Genomic DNA, 12,768 nt, shown 5'->3' on the forward strand with positions numbered 1-12,768 from the left:
CGCAGGCTCGGCCGTCAGGGACAGAGGCGGCACGGTGACGAGGGTTGACCCGGCGCTCGCGGCGGCGCGCTCGGCCGTGCGCGCCGAGCTCGCCGACCTGGTCGCCACGGGCTCGCTCGGGCCGTCCGGCACGGTGCTGGTCGCGTGCTCCGGCGGCGCGGACAGCCTCGCGCTGGCCGCGGCCACCGCGCTGGAGGCCGGCCGTGTGGGCCGGTCGGTGCGGTCGCGGGGGTTCGCCGTGCGGGCCGGCGCCGTCGTGGTGGACCACGGCCTGCTGGCGGGATCGGCCGACGTCGCGGACCGGGCCGCCGCGCGGTGCCGCGAGCTCGGCCTCGACCCCGTCGTCGTGCGGCGGGTGCACGTCCCGGACGACGCGGCGGCCGGAGGGCCCGAGGCCGCGGCGCGCGCGGCGCGGTACGACGCCCTCGAGGCCGCCGCGCGGGAGACGGGCGCCGCTGCCGTGCTGCTCGGGCACACGCTCGACGACCAGGCGGAGTCCGTGCTGCTGGGGCTGGCCCGGGGGAGCGGCGCCCGCTCGCTCGCCGGGATGCCGCGCCGCCGGGGCGTGCACCGCCGCCCGTTCCTCGGGCTGCGCCGGTCGCAGACCGAGGCGGTGTGCGCCGCGGTCGGCCTCGAGTACTGGACCGACCCCACCAACCTGCTGCCGCCCGACGGAGCCCCGGCCCCGGCCCGGACGCGCGTGCGGGGCGTCGTCGTGCCCGCGCTGACGGCCGCCCTCGGGCCCGGCGTGGTGGAGGCGCTCGCCCGCACCGCCGACCAGCTGCGTGACGACGCCGACCTGCTCGACGACCTGGCCGCCGACCTGCTCGCCGAGGTCTCGACGGTGCCGGCCGGCGAGCCGGACGGCACCGGGCCGGGCGGCGGCGGGGCCGCCGGCGCCGGGCTCGTGCTCGACGCCGAGGCGCTGGCCGGGGCCGCCCCCGCGCTGCGGCGCCGCGCGCTGCGAGCCGCGGCGCTCGCCGTCGGCTGCCCGCCCGGGTCCACGACGGCGCGCCACGTCGACGCGCTCGACGCCCTCGTCGTCTCGTGGCGTGGGCAGGACGCGGTCCACCTGCCGGGCGATGCTCGCGCCCGGCGTGCGTGTGGCAGTCTTTTCCTGCGACCGGCCGGCCCCCGACCGGGCCGGGCCACCTCGGCGGTCCCCTCGACGCCGTCGCACCAGCACGTCCCCCAGCCCCGCCCCGAAGAGGAGTAACCCGTGGATCAGTCGGACGTCTCCGGCGACCTCGCCAACGTCCTGCTCACCGAGGAGCAGATCGGCGCCAAGCTCGACGAGATCGCCGCCCGGATCGACGCGGACTACGCGGGCAAGGACCTGCTGCTGGTCGGTGTGCTCAAGGGGGCGGTCATGGTGATGGCCGACCTCGCGCGGCGCCTGCACCACCCCGTGCAGATGGACTGGATGGCCGTGTCCTCGTACGGCTCGGGGACCAAGTCCTCGGGCGTCGTGCGCATCCTCAAGGACCTGGACGCCGACCTGTCCGGCCGCAACGTCGTGATCGTCGAGGACATCATCGACTCGGGGCTCACGCTCTCCTGGCTCGTGGCGAACCTGCGGTCCCGCGGCCCGGCGTCGGTCGAGATCGCGGCGATGCTGCGCAAGCCGGACGCCGCGAAGGTGGACGTCGACGTGCGCTACGTCGGGTTCGACATCCCCAACGAGTTCGTCGTGGGCTACGGCCTCGACTACGACGAGAAGTACCGGAACCTGCCGTTCGTCGGGACCCTCGCCCCGCACGTCTACAGCTGACGTCGCACGCCGGGGCCGCCGGCCTCACCGCCTGCGTCGTCGCCCCACGGCCCGCGTCGCGCCGTGGGCGAACACCCACCGTTCGTCCACATCCAGCGTGTAGCGTCGTGGACACACATTGCCCGGACGGAAGGGAAACGGGGAGCCGCCCCCGTCGCCGATGAACATCAAGAAGATCCTCACTGGCCCGATCATCTGGATCGTGGTCGGGCTCCTGCTCGTCTCGCTGGCCTTCAGCGCGTTCAACACGGAACGGGTCTCGCGGATCGAGACCTCGCAGGGCATCGAGCTGCTCTCGGGTGACACGGTCGAGCACGCGCTCCTGGTGGACGGGGAGCAGCGCGTCGAGCTCGAGCTGAGCGAGAAGTACGTCACCGACGCCGGCTCGGACGACGAGCAGGACCACGGCACCAAGGTCGAGTTCTTCTACGTCGCCCCGCAGGGTGACGAGGTCGTGTCCGCGGTCAACGGTGCCGACCTCGCGGACGGCTTCGACTCCGAGGTGCCGCAGCCGAGCTTCTGGGGCTCGATGCTGTCCTTCATCATCCCGTTCCTCATCATCGGCGTGGTGTTCTGGTTCATCCTGTCCCGGATGCAGGGCGGCGGGAAGAACGGGGTCATGGGCTTCGGCAAGTCGAAGGCCAAGATGATCACCAAGGACATGCCGCAGGTGACGTTCGCGGACGTCGCGGGTGTGGACGAGGCCGTCGAGGAGCTCCACGAGATCAAGGAGTTCCTCTCCGAGCCCGCCAAGTTCCAGGCCGTGGGCGCCAAGATCCCCAAGGGCGTGCTGCTGTACGGCCCGCCCGGCACGGGCAAGACCCTGCTCGCGCGCGCCGTCGCGGGCGAGGCGGGCGTGCCGTTCTACTCGATCTCCGGCTCGGACTTCGTCGAGATGTTCGTCGGCGTCGGTGCCTCCCGCGTGCGCGACCTGTTCGAGCAGGCCAAGAACAACGCCCCCGCGATCATCTTCATCGACGAGATCGACGCCGTCGGCCGCCACCGCGGCGCCGGCATGGGCGGCGGCCACGACGAGCGCGAGCAGACGCTGAACCAGATGCTCGTCGAGATGGACGGCTTCGACGTCAAGACGAACGTCATCCTCATCGCGGCGACCAACCGCCCCGACATCCTCGACCCCGCCCTGCTGCGCCCGGGCCGCTTCGACCGTCAGGTCTCGGTCGAGGCCCCGGACCTCAAGGGCCGCGAGCACATCCTCAAGGTGCACGCCCAGGGCAAGCCGATGGTCGAGACGGTCGACCTGGCCGTCGTCGCGCGCCGCACGCCGGGCTTCACCGGCGCCGACCTGGCGAACGTCCTCAACGAGGCCGCGCTGCTCACGGCCCGCAGCGGTGCCCAGCTCATCGACGACCGCGCCCTGGACGAGGCGATCGACCGCGTCATCGCGGGCCCGCAGAAGCGCACCCGGGTGATGAAGGTCAAGGAGCAGAAGATCACCGCGTACCACGAGGGCGGGCACGCCCTGGTAGCGGCGGCGATGCGCTACACGGACCCCGTCACCAAGGTGACGATCCTGCCGCGCGGCCGGGCGCTGGGCTACACGATGGTCATGCCGCTGGAGGACAAGTACTCCACGACGCGCAACGAGCTGCTCGACCAGCTCGCGTACGCGATGGGCGGCCGGGTCGCCGAGGAGATCGTCTTCCACGACCCGACCACGGGCGCCAGCAACGACATCGAGAAGGCGACGGCGATCGCCCGCAAGATGGTCACCGAGTACGGCATGAGCGAGAAGGTCGGCGCGATCAAGTACGGCACCGGGTCGGGCGAGCCCTTCATGGGCCGCGACATGGGCCACCAGCGCGACTACTCGGAGGCCGTGGCCGGCGCGATCGACCACGAGGTCCGCATGCTCGTCGAGGCCGCGCACGACGAGGCCTGGGAGGTGCTGACGCAGTACCGCGACGTGCTCGACGACCTCGTCCTGCGCCTCCTGGAGTCCGAGACGCTGAACCAGGCCGAGCTGGCGGAGATCTTCGCGCCCGTGGTCAAGCGCGACCCGCGCGACGTGTGGCTCTCCAGCGAGCAGCGCACGGTGCACACCCGCGGGCCGATCCTCACGGACGCCGAGAAGTCCGCCGCGTCGGACGGCAACGGGCAGTCGGCCGTCGTGCCGCAGGACGAGGCCGCCGTCGTGGGCGAGGACTCCTCGCAGTCCGGCCCCGACTTCGGACCGGGCCTGGGCCCCGACGCCGACGGCCCTGCCGGAGGGGCGCGGTGACCGAGGCGTCGTTCGGCGTCCGGCGCGCCGCCGACGTGCCCCCGTACGACGAGGCGCGCGCCGAGGCCGCCGTGCGCGAGCTGCTGCTCGCGGTCGGGGAGGACCCCGACCGCGAGGGCCTCAAGGAAACGCCCGCCCGCGTGGCGCGCGCGTACAAGGAGATCTTCGCGGGCCTGCGCCAGGAGCCCGAGGACGTCCTGACCACCACCTTCGACCTCGGCCACGAGGAGATGGTGCTGGTGCGCGACATCGAGGTGTACTCCACCTGCGAGCACCACCTGGTGCCGTTCCACGGCGTCGCGCACGTGGGCTACATCCCGAGCACCGACGGGCGCATCACCGGGCTGTCCAAGATCGCGCGCCTGGTGGACGTCTACGCCCGCCGCCCGCAGGTCCAGGAGCGCCTCACGACGCAGATCGCGGACGCGCTGGTGCGCATCCTCGAGCCCCGCGGCGTGCTCGTCGTGGTCGAGTGCGAGCACCTGTGCATGTCCATGCGCGGCGTGCGCAAGCCCGGGTCCCGCACCGTCACGTCGGCCGTGCGGGGCGGGCTGCAGAACCCCGCGACGCGTGCCGAGGCGATGAGCCTCATCACGGGGCGTTGACCGTGCCGGCGACGGGGCACCCGCGCGACGGGGAGGTCGCCGGGCTGCCGGAGCTGACCGCCGTCGGGCGGTGCCTCGTCATGGGGGTCGTCAACATCACCCCCGACTCGTTCTCGGACGGGGGCGAGTGGTTCGAGCCCGACGCCGGCGTCCAGCACGGGCTCGACCTGCTGGCGGACGGCGCGGACCTGCTCGACGTCGGCGGCGAGTCGACCCGTCCCGGGTCCGCGCGCGTCAGCGAGGACGAGGAGCTGCGCCGCGTGGTCCCGGTGATCGAGCGGCTCGCCGCGCACGGCGCCGTCGTGTCGGTCGACACGACCCGGTCGGCCGTCGCGGAGCGGGCCGTCGCCGCCGGCGCCCGGCTCGTCAACGACGTCTCGGGCGGCCTCGCCGACCCGCGCATGGCGCACGTCGTGGCCGAGACCGGCGTCGCGTACGTGGCGATGCACTGGCGGGGGCACGCCGACGTCATGGATGACCTCGAGGTGTACGACGACGTCGTGGCCGAGGTCGCGGGCGAGCTCGCCGCGCGGCTGGACGCGCTGACCGCCGCGGGCGTCGACCCGCGGCAGGTGGTCCTCGACCCGGGCCTCGGGTTCTCCAAGGCCGGCACGCTCAACTGGCCGCTGCTCGCGCACCTCGACGCCCTGCACGCCCTCGGGCGGCCCGTGCTCGTGGGCGCGTCGCGCAAGCGGTTCCTCGGCCACCTGCTGTCCGGGTCGCACGGCCTGCGCGACGACGCACCCGCGCCGCCGCTGGCGCGCGACGAGGCGACGGCCGCGGTCTCGGCCCTCGCCGCCGCCTCGGGGGCGTGGGCCGTCCGCGTCCACGCCGCCCGGGCCAGCGCCGACGCCGTCCGAGTCGCGGACGCCTGGACGTCGGCGGGGGTCGGCGGGGAAGATCTGCGGGTGCCCGACGCCGGTCCGCCCGGCACCGGCACGACAGCACGCACCACGACCAGCACCAGCACAGGCGGGGCCGCCGCCGAAGGAGAGGGCACCTCGTGACTTTCGCCGCAGCCGTACCCGGCCCTCAGGGACAGCCGCTCGACCAGATCCGCCTCGACGGCGTCACCGCGACGGGCCACCACGGCGTCCTGCCGCACGAGCGGACGGACGGCCAGGAGTTCCGCGCCGACGTCGTCATGCACCTGGACACCCGCTCGGCGGCGTCGTCCGACGACCTCGCCGCCACCGTGAGCTACGCCGACGTCGCCCAGGACGTGCACGACGTCCTCGCCGGGTCGCCGGCGGACCTCGTGGAGACCGTCGCGGAGCGGATCGCCGCCGCCGTCCTCGCGCGGCCTGCCGTGCAGGCCGTCGACGTGCGCGTGCACAAGCCGCAGGCCCCGATCGAGGTGCCGTTCGACGACGTGTCGGTGGTCGTGCGCCGGGACCGGTCGCACGCCCCCGTCGTCGAGCCTGTCGTCGAGCCCGTCGCGGAGCCGGTCGTCGAGCCCGTCGCGGAGCCGTTCGCGTCGTCGGCGGAGCCCGCGGGCGCCCCGGCCGCCGTGGTGGCGGCCGAGCCGGTCCCGGTGCCCGTCCCGGCCGCGCCGCCCGTCCCGGCCGTCGACCCGCTCGACGCGGCGCCCGAGCAGCCCGTCGAGGCGGTGCTCGCCCTCGGTGCCAACCTCGGTGACGCCCAGGTGACGCTCCGCGAGGCGGTCACCGACATCGACCGTGTCCCGGGCGTCCAGGTCACCGACGTCTCGCCGCTCGCGCGCACCGCCGCCGTCGGCGGCCCGGAGCAGCCGGACTTCCTCAACGCGGTGCTGATCGTGCGCACCACGCTCGCCCCGCGCGACCTGCTGCGGGCCCTCCAGGACGTCGAGGACCAGCACGGCCGCGTCCGTGACGAGCGCTGGGGCCCCCGGACCCTGGACGTGGACATCGTCCAGTACGGCACCCTGACGTCGACCGAGCCCGACCTCGAGCTGCCGCACCCGCGCGCCCGCGAGCGGGCGTTCGTCCTCGTGCCGTGGGCGGAGGTCGCCCCGGACGCCGTGCTCGGCGGCCTCGGTGGCGGCGTCGTCGGCCAGCTCGCCGTCACGGCGCCCGACCGCGCGGGCATCCGCTGGCTCGCGCTCGACTGGCTGACGGGGCCCACCCAGAGCACCGGGCAGGTCGCGACGGGCGACGCCCCGGCGCCGTCCGCGCCCGTGCCGCAGGCCGACCCGGCGCCGGCCCAGGTGCACGAGCAGGCGCACGAGCCGCAGGCTCCCGCCCAGCCGCAGGCGCCCCAGCCGCAGGCGCCCCACCAGCCGCCGCCGGCGCAGCCGCAGGCGCCGGAGGCGTACGCCCCGGAGCAGCAGGCCCCGGAGGCGTACGTGCCGCAGGCCTACGTCCCGGAGCAGTACGCGCCCGAGCCGGAGCCGTACGCGCCCCGGCCCTACGCGCCGTCGGGCGAGACGCCGCTGGCGCAGCCCGGACCCGGCCTGGCCCCCGCACCGGCGGAGCCGCCGTACACGCCGCGGGCGGCGGAGCCGCCGTACACCCCGCCGGCGGAGCCGGGGCACCCGTTCCCGCCCGTGGCGGACGCGGAGCCGCCGTTCCCGCCGACGCACGACGCGCTGCCGCAGCGGTCGCCCGCCCCGCACGCGCCGGAGCACCCGGATCGCCCGGAGCCGGTGTTCCCGCCGGTCAGCGCCGGCCAGGCTCCGCCCGAGCCGGCTCCGGCCGGGCCGATCCACGACGTCCCGGCCCCGCCCGCACCCGTCGAGCGGCCCCGGCAGGGTGACGACGGGCTGGTGTCGGGCGTCCCGGCCGACCTGAGCCCGCACGCCCCCGTGCCTCCGGCGCCCCCGGAGGCGGACGTGTTCCCGCCGTACGGCGGCGAGCCGGCGCAGGCCGACCCGTTCCCGCCGTTCGGGGCGGGCGACGCCGGGCAGGTGCGCGACGAGGAGCGCGACGAGGGTCGCGACCGCTGACATGCGCCGCACCTCCGTGGGGACCCTCGCGCTGGTCGCGGGCGTGGTGGCCGTCGTCGGCGCCGTCGTGCTGCGGCTGCTCGAGACGCGCGGCATCTACCTGCCCGCGGTCGCGTGGGTCGAGGACGCCGCCATGCTCGCGCTCGCCGCGGGGATCTTCTGGGCGGGCTGGGCGGTGCGCGCCTACCAGCGGGGCGACCGCCCGGACCTCGACCCGTTGCGCGCGGCGCGCACCTTCGTGCTGGCCAAGGCGGGAGCACTCACGGGGGCGCTGCTGACGGGCCGCTACCTCGCGACGGTGCTCGTGGTGCTCGGCCAGCTCGAGATCGAGTCCCGGCGCGAGCAGGCCGTGGCCGCCGGCATCGGTGCCGTGTGCGCGGTCGTGCTGGCCGTCGTGGGGCTCGTCGTGGAGAAGTTCTGCGAGCTGCCGCCGTCGGACGACGACGACGGGGACCGCGAGGAGAGCGTCGACCCGCTCCCGTCGTGACGTGCCCCGCCCGGCGGCCGGTGGAGCGCCGAGTCATGCTTCCGGCGGACCCGGGTGCCGGGAGACCAGCCCGACGGACGATGTCGCGACGTGCGGGCCGGATGGAAGGATGGGAGCCATGACCAGCATCCCCACCGGGCCGGAGCCGTCGCCCGCGCCGCCGGCCACGCCGTCGACCGGACCCTTCGACCCGCCGGGCGTCACCTGGCAGGGCGTGTCCCCGCGCCTGGTCCAGGCCCGGCTGATCTCCGCGACCGCCACGACAGCCGTGCCGGTGGTGGCGGGCGTGGTGCTGGCCCTCGTGCTCTCGCCGTGGTTCTGGCTGCTGGCGGGCGTCCCGGCGGCGCTGCTGCTGTGGGCGGTGCTGCTCGTGCCGCGCCAGGTGCGCGCCATCGGGTACGCGGAGCGGGACGACGACCTGTTGATCCGCAAGGGCATCCTGTTCCGGTCGCTCGTGGTCGTGCCCTACGGGCGGATGCAGTTCGTCGACGTCGAGGCGGGCCCGCTCGACCGGAAGCTGGGCATCGCGAAGGTCCAGCTGCACACCGCGTCGGCGAACACCGACGCGGACATCCCGGGCCTGGTGCCGGACGAGGCCGAGAGGCTCCGCGACCGGCTCAGCGCGCGGGGCGAGGCGAGGCTGGCGGGCCTGTGAGCACCGAAGAGACCGCCGGGCCGGCGGCGGGCGCCGGCCTGAGATGGCGGCGGGTCCATCCCGTCACCCCGTTCGTGCGGGGGTGGGCCGTGATCGTCGCGGTGCTCGTCATCGGCAGCCAGCAGGTGCTCGACGACGTCGCGGGGGCGCTGGAGGCGGCCGGCGAGATCGGCAGCTTCTGGTGGATCGTGGTGCTCGCCATCGTGCTGTTCGTCGGCATCGTCTTCGGGTACGCCGCGCTGGCGTGGCGCATGACGGCGTACGCGGTCGACGACGACGCGGCGCACCTGCGCAAGGGCGTCCTGTTCCGCCAGCAGCGGCACGCACGGCTCGACCGGCTGCAGGCCGTGGACGTGCGCCAGCCGCTGCTCGCGCGGCTCTTCGGCCTGGCCGAGCTGCGGCTCGAGGTCGCGGGCGGCGCCGACTCGGCCGTCGCGATCGGCTTCCTCAAGGAGGCCGAGGCGCAGCGGCTGCGGGCCGACCTCCTCGCGCGCGCCGCGGGCATCCGCGCGGGGAAGACCTCCCCGGCCCGGCCGTCGACGGCGGACGCGCACGGGGCGCCCGTCCCGGCCGCGGAGCCCGTCGCGGGCGTCGACCTGCCGGTGGCGCCCCCGGGCGGTGACACGGCCGCCGCGCCCGGAGCACCCGGTCCGGCCGCCGAGACATCGTCCGTCGGCGGGCCCGCTGGCGAGCCCGAGGACGCGCCGGCGGCAGGGGAGGACGTCGCGCCGCCCGAGGCGCCGGAGCGCCCGGTCTACGAGGTGCCGCCGTCACGGCTGCTGCTGTCGCTGCTGCGGCTGCCGGGCCTGTGGGTCGCGGTGCTCTTCCTGGTGGGGCTCGGCGTCGTGGTCGCCATGACGGGGAGCTTCGGCGTCCTCGTGTCCGCCGCGCCGGCGGTGCTCGGCGTCGGCGGCTACCTGTTCCAGCGGTTCGCGGGCGAGTTCGGCTTCCGCGCGGCGCTGTCGCCGGACGGGATCCGTCTGCGCCACGGGCTGCTGGAGACCCGCGCCCAGACCATCCCGCCCGGCCGGGTGCAGGCCGTCTCGCTCACGCAGGGCCCGTGGTGGCGCGGTCCGGACTGGTGGCGCGTGCGGGTGACCGTCGCCGGGTACGGCGGCGCCGAGGGCTCCACCGACGAGTCGCAGAACGTGCTGCTCCCGGTCGGCCCGCGCTCCGAGGCGCTCACCGCGTTGTGGCTGGTGCTGCCGGACCTCGAGGTGCCGGGCGGACCCGACGAGACGCTCGCGCTGCTCGACGAGGCGCTGACGGGCGACGCGCGCACCGACCGGTGGTTCGTCACCAGCCCGCGCCGGGCGCGGCTCCTGGATCCCTTGAGCTGGCGGCGCAACGGGTACGCGGTCACCGGCCGGGCCCTGTTCGCCCGCGGCGGCAGGTGGGTGCGTCACCTGGAGGTCGTGCCGCACGAGCGCACGCAGTCCCTCGGCCTCGACCAGGGGCCGTGGCAGCGGCGGCGGGGGCTGGCGTCCGTCGCCCTGCACACGACGCCCGGCCCGGTCAGCCCGGCCGTGCACCACCTCGACGCGGACGAGGCCGCGCGGCTGCTCGGCGAGCAGTCCGTGCGGGCGCGTGCCGCGCGGGCGCACGCCGGCCCGGAGCGCTGGATGGAGGCGCGGCAGTGAGCGTCCCGGCGCCGGGGGCCTCGCGACCGGGGCGTCTCGGCGTGGGCGTCGTCGGCGCGGGCCGCGTCGGCGCGGTCCTCGGCAGCGCGCTGCGCTCCACGGGTCACGTCGTGGTGGGCGCCAGCGGCGTGAGCGACGCGTCCCTGGAGCGGATCGAGACCCTGCTGCCCGGCGTCCCGCACCTGGAGGTGCCGCAGGTCGTCGAGCGGGCCGAGCTCGTGCTGCTGGCGGTGCCGGACGACGAGCTCGCGGAGGTCGTGGCAGGCCTCGCGGCCCTGGGGGCGTGGCAGCCGGGCCAGCTCGTCGTGCACACGTCGGGCCGGTACGGCACCGCGGTCCTGGAGCCGGCCCTCGCGGTCGGCGCGATCCCGCTGGCGATCCACCCCGCGATGACGTTCACCGGCACCTCGCTCGACCTGCACCGCCTCACGGGCAGCACCTTCGCGGTCACCGCGGCGGCCACGGTGCAGCCGATCGGCCAGGCCCTCGTGGTCGAGCTGGGCGGCGAGCCCGTGATCGTCGACGAGGCGGCGCGCGGCCTGTACCACGCGGCGCTGGCGCACGGCTCCAACCACCTCGTGGTGCTGGTCGCGCAGGCGGCGCAGGCGCTCGAGGCCGCGGGGATCGAGCGGCCGGGCCAGGTGCTCGCGCCGCTGCTCGGCGCGGCGCTCGACGGCGCCGTCCGGTCCGCCGACGTGCGCGAGGGCGTCGGCCCGGGGGCGATCGCCGCCCTCACGGGCCCCGTCTCGCGCGGCGACGTCGGCACGGTCCGCGCCCACCTCGACGCGCTGGCCGGCCTCGGCACGACCGCCGGCGCCACCGACGTCCCGACGTCGTACGCCGAGCTGGCCCGCGCGGCCACGCGGCGTGCGCTCGCGGCGCACCGGATCGACGCCACCGCGGCGCGCACCCTGCTCGACACGCTGAACCCGCCGCCCGCGGACCCACCCGACGAGCGCCCCGACCCTCCCGACGAGAACCCCGACGAGCCCCACCAGGAGCGACCGTGACCGACGAGACGCCGAGCGCCGAGGCGACGAGCGACCCGACCGCCCCCGCCGTCGTGCGCACGCGCGAGGAGCTGCGCGACGCCCTCGCGACGTGGACGATCTCGGGTGCGGAGCCGACCGACCGGCGCGCGGTCGTGATGACGATGGGCGCCCTGCACGACGGGCACCTGCGGCTCGTGCGCCGCGCGCGCGAGGAGGCCGGCCCGACCGGCCAGGTGGTCGTGACGATCTTCGTCAACCCGCTGCAGTTCGGGGCGGGCGAGGACCTCGACCGCTACCCCCGCGACCTGGACGGCGACGTCGCGAAGCTCGCCACCGCCGGCGCCGACCTCGTGTTCGCGCCCACGCCCGACGTCGTGTACCCGGACGGCGACCCGATCGTGCGGGTCTCGGCGGGGCGCATCGGCGAGGTGCTCGAGGGCGAGCTACGACCCGGGCACCTCGACGGGGTGCTCACGGTGGTGCTCAAGCTGATGCACCTGGTGCGGCCCGACGTCGCGCTGTTCGGCCAGAAGGACGCGCAGCAGCTGCTGGCGGTGCGCCGGATGGTGGCCGACCTGGACCTCGACGTCGAGGTCGTGGGGGTGCCGACGGTGCGCGAGGCGGACGGCCTCGCGATGTCGTCGCGCAACGCGTACCTGTCCGACGAGGAGCGCGCGCTGGCGCTCGCGCTCTCGCGTGCGCTGCGCGGCGGGGCCGACGAGGCCGCCGCAGGTCACGGCGCCGCGGCGGTGCTGGGGGCGGCCTCGGGAATCCTCAACGCCGCCGGCGGTGTTGTGGTGGATTACCTCGCGCTCGTCGACCCGGCTACCGTTGACCCGGTGCCCGCGGACCATCGCGGTCCCGCGCTCCTGCTGGTGGCGGCGCGCGTGGGCGCCACCCGACTGATCGACAACCAGGCCGTGGACGTCACCGCCGCCCCCGACGAGGGCCGCGAGCCGGACGACACCGCAGGCCAGGAGGCAGACCGTGACTGACCGCCCCTCGACTCCCGCGTCCCTGCAGCGGCCGATGATGATCGGCAAGATCCATCGCGCCACGGTCACGCAGGCCGACCTGCACTACGTGGGCTCCGTCACGGTCGACACCGACCTGCTGGAGGCGGCCGACCTGCTCCCCGGGCAGCAGGTCGACATCGTGGACGTCACGAACGGCGCCCGCCTCACCACGTACGTCATCCCCGGCGAGCGCGGGTCGGGCCAGATCAGCATCAACGGCGCGGCGGCCCACCTGGTGCACCCGGGCGACATCGTCATCATCATCGCCTACGGCATGCTGTCCGACGCCGACGCGCGCACCTTCGACCCGCACGTGGTGTTCGTCGACGCCGCCAACCGCATCGTCGAGGCCGGTGACGACCCGGGCCAGGTGCCGGCGGGCCACGGCCTGCAGGCGAGCGGCCTGCCGTTCGCGTCGGTGCGGTGACCGCTCG

At 75.8% G+C, this 12,768-nt stretch carries 12 protein-coding genes; all 12 read left to right on the forward strand.

What is annotated here, in order from left to right; all coding sequences use genetic code 11:
• The first annotated feature begins 34 nt into the window (after positions 1 to 34).
• The 12 genes from tilS to panD all read left to right on the forward strand — a co-directional run bounded on the left by tilS (position 35) and on the right by panD (position 12,761).
• Entirely contained in the window at positions 35 to 1,216 is a 1,182-nt protein-coding gene (gene tilS, locus IEW03_RS03220; RefSeq protein ID WP_188522210.1) for a tRNA lysidine(34) synthetase TilS, read from the forward strand.
• Positions 1,217 to 1,219: 3 nt separating this feature from the next.
• Positions 1,220 to 1,771, forward strand: a complete 552-nt coding sequence (hpt, locus tag IEW03_RS03225; protein ID WP_188522211.1) for a hypoxanthine phosphoribosyltransferase — start codon at positions 1,220 to 1,222, stop codon at positions 1,769 to 1,771.
• 160 nt (positions 1,772 to 1,931) lie between these two features.
• Entirely contained in the window at positions 1,932 to 4,013 is a 2,082-nt protein-coding gene (gene ftsH / locus IEW03_RS03230; protein ID WP_188522212.1) for an ATP-dependent zinc metalloprotease FtsH, read from the forward strand.
• Positions 4,010 to 4,618 carry a GTP cyclohydrolase I FolE gene (gene folE / locus IEW03_RS03235; protein WP_188522213.1) on the forward strand — a complete coding sequence of 203 codons (609 nt, stop codon included), beginning with the start codon at positions 4,010 to 4,012 and terminating at the stop codon, positions 4,616 to 4,618. The genes ftsH and folE overlap by 4 nt, the downstream gene beginning before the upstream one ends.
• A gap of 2 nt (positions 4,619 to 4,620) precedes the next feature.
• The gene (folP, locus tag IEW03_RS03240; RefSeq protein ID WP_371870588.1) at positions 4,621 to 5,625 is read left to right on the forward strand and encodes a dihydropteroate synthase; all 1,005 of its coding nucleotides are present in this window, start codon (positions 4,621 to 4,623) and stop codon (positions 5,623 to 5,625) included.
• Positions 5,622 to 7,544 (forward strand): 2-amino-4-hydroxy-6-hydroxymethyldihydropteridine diphosphokinase, encoded by a 1,923-nt coding sequence (gene folK / locus IEW03_RS03245; protein ID WP_229737347.1) that lies wholly within the window; start codon positions 5,622 to 5,624, stop codon positions 7,542 to 7,544. Before folP ends, folK begins: the two co-directional genes overlap by 4 nt.
• A gap of 1 nt (position 7,545) precedes the next feature.
• Positions 7,546 to 8,031, forward strand: coding sequence for a DUF3180 domain-containing protein (locus IEW03_RS03250; RefSeq protein WP_188522214.1), 486 nt, complete (start codon positions 7,546 to 7,548; stop codon positions 8,029 to 8,031).
• A 118-nt stretch (positions 8,032 to 8,149) separates the two neighbouring features.
• Positions 8,150 to 8,686: a PH domain-containing protein gene (locus IEW03_RS03255; protein ID WP_229737348.1), complete on the forward strand. Its 537-nt coding sequence runs from the start codon at positions 8,150 to 8,152 to the stop codon at positions 8,684 to 8,686.
• Entirely contained in the window at positions 8,683 to 10,326 is a 1,644-nt protein-coding gene (locus tag IEW03_RS03260; RefSeq protein WP_188522216.1) for a PH domain-containing protein, read from the forward strand. The genes IEW03_RS03255 and IEW03_RS03260 overlap by 4 nt, the downstream gene beginning before the upstream one ends.
• Positions 10,323 to 11,336: a Rossmann-like and DUF2520 domain-containing protein gene (locus IEW03_RS03265; protein WP_188522217.1), complete on the forward strand. Its 1,014-nt coding sequence runs from the start codon at positions 10,323 to 10,325 to the stop codon at positions 11,334 to 11,336. Before IEW03_RS03260 ends, IEW03_RS03265 begins: the two co-directional genes overlap by 4 nt.
• Positions 11,333 to 12,313: a pantoate--beta-alanine ligase gene (panC, locus tag IEW03_RS03270; protein ID WP_188522218.1), complete on the forward strand. Its 981-nt coding sequence runs from the start codon at positions 11,333 to 11,335 to the stop codon at positions 12,311 to 12,313. Before IEW03_RS03265 ends, panC begins: the two co-directional genes overlap by 4 nt.
• Positions 12,314 to 12,347: 34 nt before the next feature.
• Positions 12,348 to 12,761 (forward strand): aspartate 1-decarboxylase, encoded by a 414-nt coding sequence (panD, locus tag IEW03_RS03275; RefSeq protein ID WP_229737403.1) that lies wholly within the window; start codon positions 12,348 to 12,350, stop codon positions 12,759 to 12,761.
• Positions 12,762 to 12,768 lie beyond the last annotated feature (7 nt).

The organism is Isoptericola cucumis, assembly GCF_014635665.1.
Classification (GTDB): Bacteria; Actinomycetota; Actinomycetes; order Actinomycetales; family Cellulomonadaceae; genus Isoptericola; species Isoptericola cucumis.